The following is a 17531-nucleotide window of genomic DNA, read 5'->3' on the forward strand; positions in this document are numbered from 1 at the left end:
CACTCCTCTGCCCTCACGGGAGGGGTTCCGTCTTGTCGCGGCGCTGCACCGGCGTCAGGGTCGGTGACCACCGGACGACGTCCTCCATCGCGAATGCCACTCGATCGCGGCCCGCCGTCTTCGCCGCGTACAGTGCGCGGTCGGCCGCGTAGGTCAGTCGGTCGAGGGTGGCCTCGACGTCGTTGCCGCCTCTCTCGTCGAACACCACGTTCGCCTGCGCCACTCCGATGCTGACGGTGACGTCGCACGCGGAGCGGACGCTCTCGAGCACCTTCTCCTCGAGCCCCGCGACGGACTTGCTGAGGCCGAGCACCAGGAACTCCTCCCCGCCCAGCCGGGCGACCACCGCGTCCTCGGGAACGTAGGCGGCGATCGCCTCGGCGACCGTGGTGAGCACGACGTCACCGGCCGCGTGACCGCGAGTGTCGTTGACGGACTTGAAGTGATCGACGTCGACGAGCGAGACGACGATGGCGTCGGACTTCTCCGATGCCTCCGCGAGCATGGCGCTCACCCGCGGCAACATGCCGCGGCGGTTGAGCAGGCCGGTGAGCGGATCGGTGTTCGCCAGGGTCTCGAGGCGGGCTGTCACCGATTCGAGCGAGCTGCGCATGGTGGCGATCAACACCGCCGGCACCACCACGGTGGTGACCGCGGCGCCGGCCGCGACGAACCGCACCGCGCCCTCGGAGCCGTTGATGCTCAGTGCCGTCGCCATGATCACCGCGGCGCCGGTGAGCGAGATCGTGACCTTGGGCGGCGATCCGGACGCCGCGATGGCGGGCACGACCGCCAGCATCGCCGTGACCGCGCGGGACCCCGACGGATCGGCGATCAGATAGGCGGAGATGGCGACGCCGACCATGCCACCCGACCCCAGCACCGTGAACTGCCGGTCGGACAGACGACCGGCACGCAGGGTGATGCCCACGGTGACCACGGTGAACGCGACGATGACGGCCAGGAGCGGCAGCGTGCCCGGCCGTAGGAACGTGGGCTGGAGAATCGCGATGACGAGCAGGGGCAGCGCCCCCGAGGCACTTGCCATGACCGCCTTCGACCGCGTGTCGAAGTAGTTGCCGGCCGCCGTCAGCTGCCGACCGCCGCGGCGGCCCATCCTCGCCTCGTCTCCCGTCGTCACCGTCACCCGTCACATCCCGTGTCCGCGCGCCGCAGACCGTCGGATGATTCCCCGGGAACCGTCGGACCAATCGGACACACGTCGCGCGCCCCTCGAACAACCCGTGTCGTGATCGCCACGTCACGGCGTCGACGTACCCCCATCGATGCTCCCCCCGTCGAGCCGGGGACGCGGAGTACGTCGTCTCCTCGCCACCTTCGTGATCACGGTACGCGGTGCGGGCGCTCCTCGGCGTGACAGCCGATGCATCCTCACCCGACGCAGGATCCCGTACCGGCAGGTTGCCCGTTCTGCAGCCCCGTTGCCACCTCGTCGGCGACTTCTGCTGCGGTCAGCACGAATCCGGTATCGGAGTTGTCGACGGCGGCGCCGAAGACGACGCCGAGAACCGTGCCGTCGGTGGCCACCAACGGTCCGCCGGAATTGCCCTGACGGATCGATCCGCGCACTGTGTAGACCTCCCGGTCCACCGTCCCGGTGCGGTAGATGTTCGGCCCGGTGAGGTTCAGTGTCTCGCGCACCCGCGCGGACGATGCCGTGTACGGGCCACCGCCGGGATACCCGAGCACCACCGCGTCGGTTCCCGATTCCGCGCGCCCCGTCGCGAACGGCAGGACGTCGGCGGTCAGATTCGGCACGTTCAGCACCGCGATGTCGACGGCGGGATCGAACAGGACGACCTCCGCGTCGAGCGGGCCGTCCACGGTGTCGACGGCCACCGACGAGGTGCCGGCGACGACGTGCGCGTTGGTGATGACACGGCCCGGCCCGATGACGAAACCGGAGCCCTCGAGCGCCTTCTGGCAGCTCTCGGCGATACCGCGGATCCGCAGCACGCTGTCCTGGAGGTCCGCCGCGATCGGCGACGCCAGCACGCTGGGATCCGGCGGACCGACCTCGGCCACGGGAGTGCGGCCGAAGGGGCCGATGACGTCGGGGAGACCCGACGTGTCGAGCAGAGCCGAGAACTCGTTGGGGATCTCGCGGACCCACTCGGGCGCCACATCGTCCACGGCGCCGAGGATCGACGATCCGCGCACGGCCGCGGCGATCTGCGGTTGCGACGCCGCGGTGAGCGGGACGGCCAGCAACCAGGCCGCGACGAGCACGGCCACCGCCTGCAGACCGGCACCGATGACGCTGTCCACCGAACGCGCCGCCGGGCTGTGGATCCCGCTGCGCAACGCTCGTCCCAACACCATGCCCGCGATCTCGCCGACGATCACCATGACGACGATGAGGGCGACGCCGACGAGCACGCGCATCCGCCCTTCCTCGACGTGGTCGAGGACGCGCGGTGCGAGCAGGATGCCGGCGACGGCACCGAGGACGACACCGAAGAAGGCGAAGGCGGACGCGACCGCGCCCTGCCGCCACCCCGACGACGCGGCGAGCAACGCCACCAGTGCCACACCGATGTCGAGCCAGGTCGATCCCGTCACGGGTGCAACTCCTCACCGACGGCGGCGAGCGACGTCTCGAGGTCCCGGACGTCCTCGGTGTCCCAGGGGGCACCCCAGCCCGCCGTCTCGAGGACGCCGGACAGCACTCCGGCCGTGAAACCCCACACGAGCATTCCTCCCACTGCGAACGCCGGGCCCCGATAACCGAGGGGGTGGCGCACCACGAATCTGTTGACCGGATCGAGAAGATCGGTGAGCGGCACGGCGACGACACGCTCCGTCTCGGCGGTGTCCACGACGGACACCTCGCTCGGGACGCGCCAGTACGCGATCACCGGTGTCACCTCGAAGCCCGACGGGGGCACGAAGATGGAGTCGAGCACCGTGAGCGGCTCCACGCCGTCCGGGTCCACCCCGGTCTCCTCCTGCGCCTCCCGCAGAGCGGTGCCGACGGGTCCGTCGTCGCCGGGATCGGCTGCGCCGCCGGGAAAGGCGACCTGACCGCGATGTTGCCGCAGCGAGGACGCGCGTTGGGTCAGGAGCACCGTGGCGTCGGTGGGCAACTCCGCCGCGTCGGGCCGCCCGCCGAAGAGCACCAGCACCGCGGCCGGTCTGCCCGTCGCCCCGTCCGGTGCGTGGCGGGCGATCACCGGGTTGCTCGCGTCGTCGCGCACGGTGTGCACGGCGGCCAGACGGGACAGCCACGGCGGCGTGCCCGCGGGATCCGTCACGCCGAGACTCCGAGGTGGGTGCGCACGGCGTCCGCGATCTCGTCGACGGAGCGGAACGGCTGCGGGAGAACCGCGGCGACGGATCCGTCGGCGGCGAGCAGCACGCTGACGGGCAACACGGCCGGAGCTCCGACGGCAGCGGCGACGGCAGCGGACGGATCCTGCACGCCGGGTAGTCGGACGCCGTAGTCGGCCAGTCGGGTCAGGGCGTTGCCCTGGCGGGGATCCTCGTGCACCGTCACCACGGTAACGGCACCGCCCGCACGCTCGGCGTACTGCTGCAGATACGGCAGTTCCTCCGCGCACGGGCCGCACCAGTAGGCCCACAGGTTGAGCAGAGTCGGTGTGCCGGCGACGGCCGCACCGAGATCGACCGGCGCTCCGTCGGCCAGGCAGGTGGTGCGCAGACCCGCCAGTGGGCCGGCGGGCGCCGGGGCGCCGGCCGCCGGCACGGGGCACGCGGCGAGCGCGGCCTCGGTGCGCAGGGGGGCCAGCTCCGTGTCCGTCGCGTCGTCGGTGGGCGCCGCGCCGAAAGTGTCGCGGTAGTCGGCGAAGCTCGCCGGTCCCGTCGGATCGTCCCCGCGCGGCCAGATGGCGACGATGAGGGCGACGACCACCACGAGCGCGGCCAGGCTCCACCTCGCCGCGGACGACCTGCTCACGTCTCGATGCCGGCCAGGGCGAGGATGTGGTCCGTCTCCGGCCCCTTCACCAATGCCGCGGCCTTGACGGGGTCGGTCGGCCCCAGCCCGTACGACGGGCAGTCCTTCGCCAGCAGGCAGACACCGCACGCCGGCGTCCGCGAATGGCACACGCGGCGGCCGTGGAAGATCACGCGGTGGGACAGGATCGTCCACTCCTTGCGCGGGATCAGCGCACCGATGGCGTGCTCGACCTTGACCGGATCCTCCTCCTCGGTCCAGGCCCAGCGGCGGACGAGTCGGCCGAAGTGGGTGTCGACGGTGATGCCGGGAATGTCGAACGCATTGCCGAGGACCACGTTGGCCGTCTTGCGCCCGATACCGGGCAGCGTCACCAGCTCCTTCAGCGAGGCGGGAACCTCACCGTCGTACCGCTCGAGGAGCTCGCGGCCCAGCCCGATGAGGGAGTTGGCCTTGTTGCGGTAGAAGCCGGTGGACCGGATGTACTCCTCGAGCTCCGTCCGGTCGGCCTCCGCGTAGTCGCGCGCCGACCGGTACTTCGCGAAGAGTGCCGGCGTGGTCTCGTTGACCCTCTTGTCGGTGCACTGCGCGGAGAGGATGGTGGCCACCGCGAGCTCGAGCGGGGTGGTGAAGTCCAACTCGCAGTAGACGTGCGGAAAGACCACGCCGAGGTCGCGATTCATCCGGCGTGCCCGGCGCGTGAGCGCGAGGGCGGACTCGTCTCGTTTGCCCACGTGAGAGGGACCGGCGGCTGATTTCTGCACGCCACGACTCTACGGAACGCCCCCGACAGCACGCTCCGGTCGTGTCCGCACCGGTGACCCCGCCGTGTTCTTTTCGAGACGTCGACAGTGTTTACTCCTCGGTATGCAAGCACTCGCTGTGGTTCTGTTCCCGGTCTTGCTGATGCTGTTCGCCCTCGCCATGGAGCGCTTCGAGGCGCGGCTGAACCGCGCAGGAGTCCGCGAGCAGGAGGTTCAGGAATTCCTGGACGCCGCCAGTTCCGCCGAGGTCGCCACCCTGGCCGCGGAAGGCTTCCCGAACGCCCTCGCACGGTTCCGCACCCGACGTCGCCGCGGTGGCGACGTCATGGAGGAGGACGTCGCTCTTCTCGACGACAGGGCACGCCGCGCCAGCTGAGCACCCGCCGACACGGCCCCCGGTCCGACGCCGACGCGTCGAGGGTGGCTGTGATCACTCCTGTGGCCGCCCGGCGACGTAGACTCCGACCGGACACATGAAGACGACACATTCGTAGATCTGCCGATCTTTCAGGGCAAGGGAGTACACGTGGACGAGGTACTGGCACGAGCCGGCATCTTCCAGGGGGTCGAGCCGTCTGCGGTGTCGGCGCTGACCAAGCAGCTGCAACCGGTCGATTTCCCGCGTGGCCACGTGGTCTTCAACGAGGGTGAGCCCGGCGATCGGCTGTACATCATCGTCAGCGGCAAGGTGAAGCTCGGCCGCCGCTCCCCCGACGGTCGCGAGAACCTCCTGACCATCATGGGTCCGTCCGACATGTTCGGTGAGCTCTCGATCTTCGATCCCGGCCCCCGCACCTCCACCGCCACCACGGTCACCGAGGTGCGCGCGGTGAGCATGGATCGCGACGCCCTGAAGGCCTGGATCGATCAGCGCCCCGAGATCGCCGAGCAGCTGCTCCGGGTGCTCGCCCGCCGGTTGCGTCGTACCAACAACAGCCTGGCCGACCTCATCTTCACCGATGTTCCCGGCCGCGTCGCCAAGGCACTGCTGCAGCTCGCACAGCGTTTCGGCACCCAGGAGGCCGGCTCGCTGCGCGTCGTCCACGACCTCACGCAGGAGGAGATCGCTCAGCTCGTCGGCGCCTCTCGCGAGACCGTGAACAAGGCGCTCGCCGACTTCGCGCACCGCGGCTGGCTCCGCCTCGAGGGCAAGAGCGTGCTCATCTCCGACTCCGAGCGACTCGCCCGGCGCGCACGCTAACCGCGCAGATACGTCAGCTGGGCCTTGACCGACATCCGCGCCGCGGGCCACAGCTTCTTGTCGACGTCCGCGTAGACGTGACGCACCACCTTCAGTGGGGTGGCGTCGGGTCCGAGGACGTCGAGCGCCGCCCGCACCTGGTCGAGTCTCTGTTCGCGATGGGCCCGGTAGGCGCGCGCGAGCACCGCGGTGTCGGGCTGGTCCGGTCCGTGGCCGGGCAGCGCGACGCGTCCCTCACCGAGTTGTTCCAGTCGGTCGAGTGAGGCCAGGTAGTCACCGAGATCCCCGTCCTTCCCGTCCAGGACGGTCGATCCGGCACCGAGGATGGTGTCCCCGGTCAGCACCGCGTCGTCGAGGACCAGGCTGACGGAATCGGCGGTGTGGCCCGGTGTCGCCGCGACGGTGAGTTCCACCCCGGCGGCCGCGATCACCTCGCCGTCCACCAGCGGCGCGGCGTCACCTCGGAGGTACGTGGACGTGACCGCGCGCACCGGCGCGGACGTCGACCGGTGCAGCCGGGCGATACCGCCGGTGTGATCGTGATGGCGGTGGGTGATCAGGATCAGCGCCACGCGTCCCTGCGCCGCGATGCGGTCGACGTGCGACCGGGAGCGCGGGCCCGGATCGACCACGATGCACTGCTCGTGCCCCGGGGCTCGCAGAATCCACGTGTTCGTGCCGTCCAGCGTCATCTTCCCGGGGTTCTCGGCCAAGAGGACGGACGCGGTCGACGTCACGCGCCGCAGCCGTCCGTACGCGGGATGCTTCTCCGATGCCGTGGGATCCTTCTCCGCCATGCGACCACTGTGCCAGCCGACGCAGGTTCGGTGCAGACCGGGACAGAACCTAGGCTCGCACCATGAGAATCGGTCTGATCGGTGCCGGACCCTGGGCTCGTCAGGCCGCCGCACCCGCACTCACCGCGCATCCCGACATCGAGTTCGCCGGCATCTGGGCCCGCCGTCCCGACGCCGCGGCACAAACGGCTCCCGAGGTGCCGTACGTCGACGACGTCGATGCACTGATCGACTCCGTCGACGCCGTCGCGTTCGCGGTACCCCCCGAGGTGCAGTTCGATCTCGCCCGTCGGGCGGCTGCCGCGGGTCGACATGTGTTGTTGGACAAGCCGATCGCCGGTTCTGCGGCGGATGCGGCCACTCTCGTGGCCGCGATCGACGAGGCCGGGGTCTCGTCGATGGTCACGCTGACGCGTCGCTTCGCACCCGAGACCCGAGCATTCCTCGACGCCGTGCGCGACACGGAGGTCGCGACCGTGACGGCGACCTGGCTGTCCGGCGCCCTGCTCGGCGGCGAGTACGCCGGCTCGACGTGGCGGCAGGAGGGCGGCGCCCTCATGGACGTCGGCCCGCACGTTCTCGATCTCGCGATGGAGGTGCTCGGACCGGTCGAGTCCGTGGCGTGGGCGAGGCGTGACGACGCGTCCGACACGTGGTCGCTGGCTCTGCAGCACGGGAGCACCGCCGGAGTCCGGACGAGCCTGGTGACGCTGTCCATGCGGACGCCTGTGCGCCCGTCGGTGCTGCGGGTCGGCGCGAGCGGACCGGGCGGCCTGGTCGAGTTGTCGGACCGCACCACGCCACCCGACCGGTGTTACGCGGTACTGCTCGACGAGTTCCTGGAGTCCATCCGGACCGGCACCCGCCACGAGTGCTCGGCACATCGCGGACTCGCTCTGCAGCGCGTCATCGAGCAGTGCCGGACCCTCGTGGCGAGCGGTCGGTGACGCGCACCCGTCAGGCGGGTGCGACCTCGACGATCATCTCCACCTCGACGGCTGCGCCCAGGGGCAGCTCGGCGACTCCGACAGCCGACCGAGCGTGGATGCCGGCGTCGCCGAACAGCTCACCGAGCAGGTTCGACGCACCGTTGATCACGCCGGGCTGACCGGTGAATCCCGGAGCCGACGCGACGAATCCGACGACCTTGACGATGCGGACCACGGAGTCGATGCCGACCAGCGCGTCGATCGCGGCCAGTGCGTTCAACGCACAGACGCGGGCGGCGGCGGTCGCGTCCTCGGCCGACACCTCGGCCCCGACCTTGCCGGTGGCGGTCAGCGCGCCGTCCACCATGGGCAGCTGACCCGAGGTGAAGACGTGGTCTCCCGACCGCACCGCGGGAACATAGGACGCGACCGGCGGCACGACGGGCGGAAGGGTCAGCCCGAGCTCGGCCAGCTTCTCCGTCACACCCATGTCAGCTCTTCGGGCGCTTGAAGTAGGCGACCAGGTTCTCGCCGGTGGGGCCGGGCATGACCGTGACCAGCTCCCAGCCGTCGGCACCGAAGTTGTCGAGGATGGCCTTGGTGTTGTGGATCAGCAGGGGTGCGGTGAAGTATTCCCACGTCGTCGATGCGCTCATGGCAGGAGCCTATAGCGCACCGGGTCAGTAAGGTCGAGGACGTGTCGGAGACAGCAGGTGCGACGTCGCACCCCACCGGATCGTCCCCCCAGGCGGAGCGAGGATGGCCGCCCGAAGCGGACCGCGCTCGACTGCACTTCGTCTCGGGCAAGGGTGGGACGGGCAAGAGCACCGTCGCCGCCGCGCTCGCCCTGGCCCTCGCCGCAGGTGGGCGCAAGGTTCTGCTGGTCGAGGTCGAGGGACGCCAGGGCATCGCCCAGCTCTTCGACGTCCCCCCGCTGAGCCCGGTGGACACCAAGGTGGCCTCCGCCGACGGCGGTGGTGAGGTGTACGCGCTGGCCATCGACATCGAGACCGCGTTCCTCGAGTACCTCGACATGTTCTACAACCTCGGCTTCGCCGGCCGGGCGATGCGGCGGGTGGGAGCCATCGAGTTCGCCACCACCATCGCCCCCGGTCTGCGCGACGTGCTCCTCACCGGCAAGGTGAAGGAGCGTGCGGTCCGCACCGAGAAGAACGGTCGCCTGCTCTACGACGAGATCGTCGTCGACTCGCCGCCGACGGGGCGGATCGGGAGCTTCCTGGACGTGACGACGGCGATGCGCGACCTCGCCAAGACCGGCCCGGTGCGATCGCAGAGCGAGGGTGTGGTGAAGCTGCTCCACTCCGAGCAGACACTGGTGCACCTGGTGACGCTGCTCGAGGCGCTGCCGGTGCAGGAGACCGCCGATGCTGCTGCGGAACTCGCAGCGGCCGATCTCCGACTGGGCACCGTGGTCGTCAACCGCACCGAGGAGTCGTTCCTTCCGGCGGAGGCGCTCGCCGAGGCGGCCTCCGGGAACCTCGACGCCGCCGCGATCGAGAAGAAACTCGCCGATGCCGGAATCACGCTGTCGGAGGACGACTTCGCCGGCCTGCTGACCGAGTCCATCGAGCACGCGTCGAGGCTCGCGGCCCAGCGCGAGAGCGAACAGCGTCTCGGTGACCTCGCGGTGCCGCGCCTGACGCTCCCGGCTCTGGCCGACGGCATGGACCTCGGCGGACTGTACGAGCTCGCCCACCACCTCACGGAACAGGGAGTGCGATGAGCACCGTTCCCACTCTCGACATCGGGTCCATCCTGACCGATCCGTCGTCGCGGATCGTCGTGTGCTGCGGCTCCGGCGGTGTCGGCAAGACCACCACCGCGGCGTCGATGGCGTTGCGGGCAGCCGAGAACGGGCGCCGGGTCGTCGTGCTGACGATCGATCCCGCACGGCGCCTGGCCCAGACTCTCGGCGTCGGCGAGCTGGACAACACTCCGCAGCCGGTCGCCCTCGGGCCCGGCGCCACCGGCGAACTGCACGCGATGATGCTCAACATGCGTCGGACGTTCGACGAGATGGTGATGGAGCACTCGACGCCGGAGAAGGCCCAGCAGATCCTGAACAATTCCTTCTATCAGACTGTGGCGTCGTCCTTCTCGGGGACGCAGGAGTACATGGCGATGGAGAAGCTGGGGCAGCTCGCGGCCAGCGGTGACTGGGATCTCGTGGTCGTGGACACGCCGCCGTCGCGCAACGCGCTGGACTTCCTCGACGCCCCACAGCGTCTGGGGTCGTTCCTCGACGGTCGCATGATCAAGCTGCTGATGGCCCCGGGTCGCGGGCTGGGCCGAGTGGTCACCGGCGCCGTGGGTCTCGCGATGCGCGGCGTCTCGTCCATCGTCGGCAGCCAGATGCTCTCCGACGCTTCCGCTTTCGTGCAGTCGCTGGACTCGATGTTCGGTGGCTTCCGCGAACGTGCGCGCCACACGTACGACCTGCTGCGTCAGGACGGAACCCATTTCGTCGTCGTCGCGGCCGCGGAGCCCGACGCGCTGCGGGAGGCATCCTTCTTCGTCACCCGCCTGTCCGAGGACGGCATGCCGTTGGCCGGACTGGTGCTCAACCGCACGCACCCGACGCTGAGTTCGCTGCCGTCCGACCACGCCGTCACGGCCGCCGACCAGTTGGACGCCGAAGGCACCCCCGATGCCGCTCTGGCCGCGGGAGTGCTTCGCGTGCACGCGCATCGGGCCGTCACCGCGAAGCGCGAGATCGGACTGCTGCGTCGTTTCACCGCCGCTCACCCCCGTGTTCCCGTCGTGGGGGTGCCCTCGCTGCCGTTCGAGGTGTCCGATCTCGACGCACTGCGTGCCGTCGCCGATCAGCTGACCGGCACCGCCTGAGCCTCTGCGCTCAGGCGGTGAGCCGCAGGCCCGCGCCGGGGCCGCCGCTCTCGTCGATCGCACGCAGGATCGACACCAGGTCGGTGACGACGGCGGGGCCGATGCAGGGTGCCACGAGGTAGGCGTTCACCATGCCGACCACGGACGTTCCCCGCACCACCGGCGCACCGGAGTCCCCGGCGTTCACGCACACCTGGGCGAACACCTGCTGGGAGTTCAGGATGTCACCGTAGGAGACTCCACACGTCGCACCGGTCGTACGACCCTGCTTGCACACGGTCTCGGCCAGCCGTGCGGGATCCCCGACAGCCGTGATGGTGGTGCTGCCGACGGAGGCCACCGGGGCCACCCGCTCCGCGTCGAACTCGATGATCGCCGTGTCGTACGCGGGCAGAGCCGCGACAACGGAGCCCACATCTCCTGCGGCGGAATCGCTCTCGCTCGCCACGGTGTCGCCGACCCGCCCGCAGTGACCTGCGGTGAGCCCGATGGTGCGCCCGGCGGTGTCCGCACCGATCACGGTGAGACTGCACAGGGTCTCTCGTCCGTCCTGCGTCAGGACCAGCCCGGAACCCCCGCCCAGCTCCACGCGCTCGGCGGCGGAGGCCTGAGCCCCGCCGCCGAGAACGAGCGAGCAGAGGACGGCGAGACCGACCAGAAGTACTCGCATCGGTGTGACTACTTCTTCACTGCGGGCGGCGCCTCGAGCAGCGTGACGAACTGCTGCGCATTGGCCACGGCGGAACCGAGACCACCGATGGCGGTACCGGCGAGCGATCCACCGGCGCCGAGCAGCAGGGCGCCACCGATGCATCCGGCGATCGGGCCCGCACCGAAGAGGAGCGCGACGGGAGCGGAGACGACGCCGGCCGCGGCCGCACCGAGGAGGCAGCCGCCGACGAGACCGGTTGCGGCACCGAGGAATCCACCGACCGTGGCGGTGAGCGACAGGTTGTCCTTGACGCCGGCGACCGCGGCGGGCAGGTCCACCTGGTTCAGGCCCGGAATGTCGTAGACCGGCGCGGCGGGCGCAGCGGCGTCGACCGCGAGGGTCGCGGTGTTGCCCTCGACCTGAGCGGACACGGGATGCGCCAGTCCGTCGACGGCGAGAGCCAGCGGCACCGAATCGACGACGACACCCGAGTCGTCGCGGATGACCAGGTGGTTGTTCTCGTTGCTCAGGGTTCCCGAGTCGGTGGTCACGAGCAGCCCTGTGCCCGCGGCCACGGCGTTCCAGTGCACCTCGGGAGCAGCGGCGGGTGCCGGATCGGCGTACGCGGTCGCGGAGGCGGTGCCCAGCGACACGATCGTCATCGCGGCGACAACCGCGATCTTGTTCATCTTCATGCCCGTCGAGTCCTTTTCGCAGTGGGAGCGAATCCGCGCTGATCGTCGGATCCGTCAAGCGGCGAGTGCCGAGCAGGATTCAACGGTCACGGTGGGACGGTGTCAATCGACGTGCGAGACAACGGAAAGCGAACCGCGAGGGACGGGCCGACACACGGACCGGGCCCGGCCGGAGCACCGAACGCCGGGTCCGATTCGGTGCCGGGCACGACCGGCGCGGCGGCGGGCGAGCGGGCGCCCCCACGGTCCGCTTCGACGACGGCGCAGGTCAGAGCGTGGAAAGCCTTCCCGCGCGGGCGCGGCAGCCGAGCGACCGTGCGTCACGCTTCTTCCGATACGACCGATTCCGTTGTGACGCACACAGACTCGATGGAGGTCCGATTCGTCCGCGCTGTCGCGTGTGGTCGATCGACACGGGCGGGCGTGACAGACACCCCGCGCCCCGGACGGGTCCCGACGCGTCGTCGGGCGTTCACGAAGAGTTCATGCGGTGCGACGAGAGATCTCCCACCGCGAATCGGACATCGCGGTGGGAGATCACAGGAACCGTGGCCGGTCGCCCGGCGGCGGCGTGGGTCAGACGGCCGACTGGTGGTGACGCTGGGTCTCGAAGAACTCGGCCCAGGAGTCCACCTCGGGGTGCTGCTTGATCAGGGCCCGGCGCTGACGCTCGGTCATGCCGCCCCAGACGCCGAACTCGACACGGTTGTCGAGGGCGTCCGCTCCGCACTGCATGAGCACGGGGCAGTGACGGCAGATCGTTGCGGCCTTGCGCTGCGCGGCGCCGCGGACGAACAGTTGATCGGGATCCACTCCCCGGCATCGCGCCTGCGATACCCATGCGATGCGCGCTTCGGCTTCCCCGATGTCGAGCGCTGCATTCGGCGTTCCTGTGTGCATTCGTTGACCCCTTACCGTCGGCGAACACCGTTTCCCTGGCGTTCCGGGCGTCCCACCCGCCGACGCAGCTCACGCTGCACAGCGAACTGAGGAGCACCCCACTAACTGATGTGATTGTTATCTGAATCACATCGTGTCCATCAATGTAGGGGAAAGGCCGCGCGGGAAGCAAGGTGGGGGATCACTTTTCTGGTACGCCCGTGCGATCGGTCACATCGGAGAAGGTCAGCCGTCCACATGTCCGGTACGGGCTGTGTCCCGGAGGAGCCACGTACTCTGTTGTTCGTGCCGATCGCCAAGACTGTCGCCAAACTCGCCGGGTGCTCCGCCCTGGCCGGCGCGCTGCTCGCCGGAGTCATGTTCCCGCTCGCCGGCGGGTTCGGATTCGCGTCCAACCGCGCCGCCGACACCGTGGACAACGTCTCCGCGGAACTCGTCGAGGGAACGGTGCCCGCCGTGTCCACGATGGTGGACTCCGCGGGCAACCCCATCGCGTGGCTCTACGAGCAACGACGCTTCGAGGTGCCGAGCGACCGCATCTCCAACGAGATGAAGCTCGCCATCGTCTCCATCGAGGACCGCCGGTTCGCCGAGCACGAGGGCGTCGACTGGCAGGGCACGGTGCGCGCCTTCCTGACCAACACCACCAGCGGACAGGTGGAGCAGGGCGCGTCCACCCTCGATCAGCAGTACGTGAAGAACTACCAACTGCTCGTCGTCGCCAAGACGGACGCCGAACGCCGCGCCGCCATCGAGACCACTCCCGCGCGCAAGATCCGCGAGATCCGCATGGCGCTGACGCTGGACAAGCAGCTGACCAAGGACGAGATCCTCACGCGCTACCTCAACCTGGTGCCGTTCGGTAACTCGTCCTACGGCATCCAGGACGCGGCACAGACGTACTTCGGCATCGACGCGAGCCAGCTGAGCCTGACGCAGGCGGCGATGCTCGCGGGCATGGTGCAGTCCAGCTCCGCCCTCAACCCGTACACCAACTACGACGGCGTGATGGCGCGACGGAACACCGTTCTCGACACGATGATCCAGAACATCCCGGACCGCGCGGCGGAGATCGAGGCCGCCAAGGCCGAGCCGCTGGGCGTGCTGCCGGAGCCCAACCAGTTGCCGCGCGGCTGCATCGCCGCCGGTGATCGTGGCTTCTTCTGTGACTACGCGCTGCAGTACCTGGCCGACGCCGGCATCAGCAAGGACCAGGTGGACAAGGGCGGTTATCTGATCAAGACCACTCTCGACCCGGCCGTGCAGTCCTCCACGAGCTCCGCCCTGTCCGGGAACAGCAGCCCGGATCTCGACGGTGTCGCGACGGTCATGAACGTCATCGCGCCGGGGCAGGACTCGCACCGCATCCTCGCGATGGGGTCGTCGCGGCGCTACGGCCTGAACGGCGACGCCAACGAGACCGTGCAGCCGCAGCCGTACTCCCTGGTGGGCAGCGGTGCCGGGTCGATCTTCAAGATCTTCACCACCGCCGCCGCGATGGAGAAGGGCCTCGGCACGTCCGCGGTCCTGCAGGTGCCCAACCGCGTCGAGGTCAAGGGACTCGGCGACGGCGGTGCGCGCGGGTGCCCTCCCTCGACGTACTGCGTGACCAACGCCGGCAACTACCCGCAGTCACTCTCGGTGACCGACGCGCTGGCACAGTCCCCCAACACCGCCTTCGTGAAGCTGATCGAGTCGGTCGGCGTCACCCCGACGGTCGACATGGCCGTCCGCCTGGGCCTGCGCTCGTACACGCTGCCCGGCACAGCCGGCCAGGGCACCGACCAGAGCCTCGCCGACTACCAGAAGGAGGCGAACCTCGGCTCCTTCACGCTCGGACCGACCTACGTCAATCCGCTGGAACTGTCCAACGTGGCCGCGACCCTCGCGTCCGGCGGCAAGTGGTGCCCGCCCAACCCGATCGACAGCGTCTTCGATCGCAGCGGCAAGCAGATCCCCGTCACGCAGCAGGCGTGCGAGCAGGTCGTGGAGCCGGGACTGGCGAACACACTGGCCAACGCGATGAGCAAGGACGATCAGCCCGGCGGCACGTCGGCGTCCGCCGCGAGCTCGGTGGGCTGGTCGTTGCCGATGTCCGGCAAGACCGGCACCACGGAATCGCACCGGTCCTCGGGATTCCTCGGATTCACGAACCGGTACGCGGCCGCCGCCTACACCTACGGCGATTCCCCGACTCCCAGCGAGATCTGCTCCTTCCCCCTGCGCCCGTGTGGTTCGGGCAACCTGTTCGGCGGTAACGAGCCTGCACGGACCTGGTACGACGCGATGGATCCGGTGGCCACGAACTTCGGCGACGTCGGACTCCCGGCCGTCGACCAGAAGTACGTGCGCGGATCGGCCAACGGCCAGGTTCCCGACGTCACGGGCCTGACGCAGAACTCCGCGACCTCGCAGTTGCAGGCCGCAGGGTTCCGCGTGCAGGTGGCGACCACCGCGTCGTCGGAGGGTCGGGGCACCGTGGTCAGCACGTCACCCTCGGGTTCCGCCATTCCGGGATCGACGGTCACGATCTACATCAGCGACGGGTCCGTCCGGGCGGCACCGGCAGCCCCGGCGCCGGGGATCCAGCTTCCGGCGTTGCCGCCCGGGGTCACCCTGCCCGCGATCCCCGGGCTGACGGCACCGCCGCGCTAGCTGCGGCAGTGCCGTGCGGCGGCGAGTGCCCTACAGCCGAGCCTTGACCGCGGCCGAGATGCGGGAGCCGTCGGCCTTGCCGGCGGCGATCGCCGTGGCGGCCTTCATGACCTGTCCCATCTGTCGCATCGCCGGGCGCTCACCGAGTTCCTCGGCCACCTGCGCGATGGCCGTGTCGGCGACGTCGGCCAGTTCGGCGTCGGTCAGCGGCGTCGGCAGGTACTCGTCGATGATCTGCGCCTCGGCACGCTCGGTGGCGGCGAGTTCACCGCGCCCGTTCTGGGTGTAGATCTCGGCGGACTCGCCGCGCTTCTTCGATTCCTTGGCCAGCACGCGCAGCACGTCCTCGTCGGTGAGCTCGTGTGCTTCCTTACCCGACACCTTCTCGGTCTGTACCGCCGACAGCAGCATTCGCAGCGTCGCCGTCCGGAGCTTGTCCTTCGCCTTCATCGATGTCGTCAGATCCGCCCGCAGGCGCTTTTCCATGTCACAGTTCTCGGCCATGTCGGAAACGGTACTGTCGATGAGGTGTCCGGTACATCAGCGTTCCCCCGTCGCTCGGCGCACCCGCTCCCGAGTCTGCAGTCGGCCGCGCGTTCTCTCGCCACTCCCGGAGGGATCGCGGCTCTCGCCGCGGGATCGGCGGCGGTGGGGTTGACCTACGCCACGGCCATCGAGCGGAACGCCTTCGCGCTGCGGGAGACCACCATGCCGGTGCTCGCCCCGGGGTCGTCGACGCTGCGTGTCCTGCACATCAGCGACCTGCACATGATGCCGGACCAGAAACTCAAGCAGAACTGGGTGCGTGAGCTCGATCGGCTCGAACCCGATCTCGTCGTGAACACCGGCGACAACCTGTCCCACCAGCGGTCGGTGCCGGCCGTGGTGCAGTCGCTCGGGTCGCTCCTCGGTCGGCCAGGGCTGTTCGTGTTCGGCTCGAACGACTACTTCGCGCCCGTGCCCAAGAACCCCCTCAAGTACTTCTCGAAGAATCACAAGAAGGTGTTCGGGAACCCGCTGCCGTGGCAGGACCTGCGGGCGGCCTTCACCGAGCGCGGGTGGATGGACGTCACCCACGTCCGCCGCGAGCTCGAGGTGTCCGGCGTCCGGATCGCGACGGCCGGGGTGGACGATCCGCACCTGAAGCGTGATCGCTACGACACCATCGCCGGCGCGCCGAACCCCATCGCCGACGTGAGCATCGGCATCACCCACTCTCCCGAACCGCGCGTGCTCGATCGCTTCGCGGCGGACGGATACGACCTGGTGCTCGCGGGACACACCCACGGCGGCCAACTGTGCCTCCCGTTCTACGGCGCACTGGTGACCAACTGCGAGCTCGACCGCTCTCGCGTCAAGGGACCCTCGCGCTGGGGTGCCCACACCCGACTGCACGTCTCGGCCGGACTCGGGACGTCGCCGTATGCGCCGTACCGCTTCTGCTGCCGTCCCGAGGCCACCCTGATCACCCTCGTTCCGGCGAAGCGTCCGCCCAGGACCTCACCCGAACAGGGCGTTTCGCGTTCCGAAGCCATGGTGCGATAGAGTTGCAGAGCTGCCCTGACGGGGAGTGAACGGCCACGGGGTGTGGCGCAGCTTGGTAGCGCGCTTCGTTCGGGACGAAGAGGTCGTGGGTTCGAATCCCGCCACCCCGACTCGTGGTTGAGACACGAAGGAAGGCCCTGCACCGGGATGCCGGTACAGGGCCTTCCGTCATGTCGGGGTCAGGGCCAGGGGACAGTGGCCTGCAGAACCGCTTCCTGCAGCGCAGTCGTGCGGAGCTCCGTCACCTTCTGATACTCCGGATCGGCCACCATCTCGCTGAATGCCGTTCGCGAGGGATAGCGGACGAGAAGCACCGCGTCCCAGCTCTGTCCGGTCTCCGCGACGAGCGGTGTCGAGCCGTCGCCCGCGAACAGGACCTCGCCCCCGTGGCGGGGGAGGAAGGTCTCGTCGAGCTCACGCGCGTAGTCCGCGTACGAGTCCCGACCACCCTCCGCGAAGCGGAGGAGGTTGAGCATCACCACCGGTCCCCCGGGATCGTCTTCCAGGAAACGCTTCAGGTCTCTTCCACGAGGATCGATGGCCATGTCTCCAGTATGAGAGACACTCGCCGTCGGAACAGCCGAATCCCGG

Annotated in this window: 20 protein-coding genes and 1 tRNA gene; 8 read left to right on the plus strand and 13 right to left on the minus strand. The window is 69.5% G+C overall.

What is annotated here, in order from left to right; translation table 11 throughout:
- Positions 1-13: 13 nt before the first annotated feature.
- The 5 genes from OHB23_RS03095 to nth all read right to left on the minus strand — a co-directional run bounded on the left by OHB23_RS03095 (position 14) and on the right by nth (position 4620).
- Entirely contained in the window at positions 14-1141 is a 1128-nt protein-coding gene (locus tag OHB23_RS03095) for a GGDEF domain-containing protein (RefSeq protein WP_155957104.1), read from the minus strand.
- 251 nt (positions 1142-1392) lie between these two features.
- A complete protein-coding gene (locus tag OHB23_RS03100; RefSeq protein ID WP_328810853.1) occupies positions 1393-2583 on the minus strand; it encodes a MarP family serine protease in 1191 nt (396 codons plus the stop codon).
- Positions 2580-3275 carry an NUDIX hydrolase gene (locus tag OHB23_RS03105; protein ID WP_374107175.1) on the minus strand — a complete coding sequence of 232 codons (696 nt, stop codon included), beginning with the start codon at positions 3273-3275 and terminating at the stop codon, positions 2580-2582. Before OHB23_RS03105 ends, OHB23_RS03100 begins: the two co-directional genes overlap by 4 nt.
- Positions 3272-3937: a TlpA family protein disulfide reductase gene (locus tag OHB23_RS03110; protein ID WP_056443364.1), complete on the minus strand. Its 666-nt coding sequence runs from the start codon at positions 3935-3937 to the stop codon at positions 3272-3274. The genes OHB23_RS03105 and OHB23_RS03110 overlap by 4 nt, the downstream gene beginning before the upstream one ends.
- A complete protein-coding gene (gene nth, locus OHB23_RS03115) occupies positions 3934-4620 on the minus strand; it encodes an endonuclease III (RefSeq protein WP_081821412.1) in 687 nt (228 codons plus the stop codon). Before nth ends, OHB23_RS03110 begins: the two co-directional genes overlap by 4 nt.
- A gap of 184 nt (positions 4621-4804) precedes the next feature.
- On the opposite strand from nth, the gene OHB23_RS03120 reads away from it, so the two are divergent.
- Together OHB23_RS03120 and OHB23_RS03125 are read left to right on the plus strand one after the other, a co-directional pair.
- Positions 4805-5077, plus strand: coding sequence for a hypothetical protein (locus tag OHB23_RS03120; RefSeq protein ID WP_027506689.1), 273 nt, complete (start codon positions 4805-4807; stop codon positions 5075-5077).
- Between the two features lie 150 nt (positions 5078-5227).
- Positions 5228-5902, plus strand: a complete 675-nt coding sequence (locus OHB23_RS03125) for a Crp/Fnr family transcriptional regulator (protein WP_027506688.1) — start codon at positions 5228-5230, stop codon at positions 5900-5902.
- Here OHB23_RS03125 and OHB23_RS03130 read toward each other — a convergent pair.
- Positions 5899-6699, minus strand: a complete 801-nt coding sequence (locus tag OHB23_RS03130; RefSeq protein WP_056443358.1) for an MBL fold metallo-hydrolase — start codon at positions 6697-6699, stop codon at positions 5899-5901. The two genes, OHB23_RS03125 and OHB23_RS03130, sit on opposite strands and share 4 nt — an antisense overlap.
- A gap of 62 nt (positions 6700-6761) precedes the next feature.
- On the opposite strand from OHB23_RS03130, the gene OHB23_RS03135 reads away from it, so the two are divergent.
- Positions 6762-7646 (plus strand): Gfo/Idh/MocA family protein, encoded by an 885-nt coding sequence (locus OHB23_RS03135; RefSeq protein ID WP_328810854.1) that lies wholly within the window; start codon positions 6762-6764, stop codon positions 7644-7646.
- A gap of 10 nt (positions 7647-7656) precedes the next feature.
- Here the strand turns inward: OHB23_RS03135 and OHB23_RS03140 are convergent, their stop codons facing one another.
- Entirely contained in the window at positions 7657-8118 is a 462-nt protein-coding gene (locus OHB23_RS03140; protein ID WP_027506685.1) for a RidA family protein, read from the minus strand.
- A 1-nt stretch (position 8119) separates the two neighbouring features.
- A complete protein-coding gene (locus OHB23_RS03145) occupies positions 8120-8284 on the minus strand; it encodes a hypothetical protein (RefSeq protein ID WP_197027831.1) in 165 nt (54 codons plus the stop codon).
- Positions 8285-8325: 41 nt separating this feature from the next.
- On the opposite strand from OHB23_RS03145, the gene OHB23_RS03150 reads away from it, so the two are divergent.
- Complete coding sequence (locus OHB23_RS03150) at positions 8326-9372, plus strand: ArsA-related P-loop ATPase (protein ID WP_307109624.1); 1047 nt, start codon at positions 8326-8328, stop codon at positions 9370-9372.
- Positions 9369-10493 carry an ArsA family ATPase gene (locus OHB23_RS03155; protein ID WP_328810855.1) on the plus strand — a complete coding sequence of 375 codons (1125 nt, stop codon included), beginning with the start codon at positions 9369-9371 and terminating at the stop codon, positions 10491-10493. The genes OHB23_RS03150 and OHB23_RS03155 overlap by 4 nt, the downstream gene beginning before the upstream one ends.
- Positions 10494-10503: 10 nt before the next feature.
- On the opposite strand, the gene OHB23_RS03160 is transcribed toward OHB23_RS03155, so the two are convergent.
- From OHB23_RS03160 to OHB23_RS03170, 3 genes are all read right to left on the minus strand, one after another.
- Positions 10504-11163: a serine protease gene (locus OHB23_RS03160; protein WP_328810856.1), complete on the minus strand. Its 660-nt coding sequence runs from the start codon at positions 11161-11163 to the stop codon at positions 10504-10506.
- Positions 11164-11171: 8 nt separating this feature from the next.
- Positions 11172-11840: a hypothetical protein gene (locus OHB23_RS03165; protein ID WP_056443346.1), complete on the minus strand. Its 669-nt coding sequence runs from the start codon at positions 11838-11840 to the stop codon at positions 11172-11174.
- A 576-nt stretch (positions 11841-12416) separates the two neighbouring features.
- On the minus strand, positions 12417-12740 hold the full coding sequence (locus tag OHB23_RS03170; RefSeq protein ID WP_027506681.1) for a WhiB family transcriptional regulator: 324 nt from the start codon (positions 12738-12740) through the stop codon (positions 12417-12419).
- A 285-nt stretch (positions 12741-13025) separates the two neighbouring features.
- Between OHB23_RS03170 and OHB23_RS03175 the strand changes: the two genes are divergently transcribed.
- On the plus strand, positions 13026-15395 hold the full coding sequence (locus OHB23_RS03175) for a penicillin-binding protein (RefSeq protein WP_328810857.1): 2370 nt from the start codon (positions 13026-13028) through the stop codon (positions 15393-15395).
- Positions 15396-15425: 30 nt separating this feature from the next.
- Here the strand turns inward: OHB23_RS03175 and OHB23_RS03180 are convergent, their stop codons facing one another.
- Positions 15426-15899, minus strand: a complete 474-nt coding sequence (locus OHB23_RS03180) for a GatB/YqeY domain-containing protein (protein ID WP_027506679.1) — start codon at positions 15897-15899, stop codon at positions 15426-15428.
- Positions 15900-15974: 75 nt separating this feature from the next.
- Between OHB23_RS03180 and OHB23_RS03185 the strand changes: the two genes are divergently transcribed.
- Together OHB23_RS03185 and OHB23_RS03190 are read left to right on the plus strand one after the other, a co-directional pair.
- Positions 15975-16940, plus strand: coding sequence for a metallophosphoesterase (locus tag OHB23_RS03185; RefSeq protein WP_051613580.1), 966 nt, complete (start codon positions 15975-15977; stop codon positions 16938-16940).
- Positions 16941-16976: 36 nt separating this feature from the next.
- A tRNA-Pro gene (locus OHB23_RS03190) sits at positions 16977-17050 on the plus strand.
- 69 nt (positions 17051-17119) lie between these two features.
- On the opposite strand, the gene OHB23_RS03195 is transcribed toward OHB23_RS03190, so the two are convergent.
- A complete protein-coding gene (locus tag OHB23_RS03195; protein WP_328810858.1) occupies positions 17120-17485 on the minus strand; it encodes a DUF1330 domain-containing protein in 366 nt (121 codons plus the stop codon).
- Positions 17486-17531 lie beyond the last annotated feature (46 nt).

Origin of the sequence: Rhodococcus sp. NBC_00294 (assembly GCF_036163995.1) — a bacterium.
GTDB lineage: Bacteria > Actinomycetota > Actinomycetes > Mycobacteriales > Mycobacteriaceae > Rhodococcoides.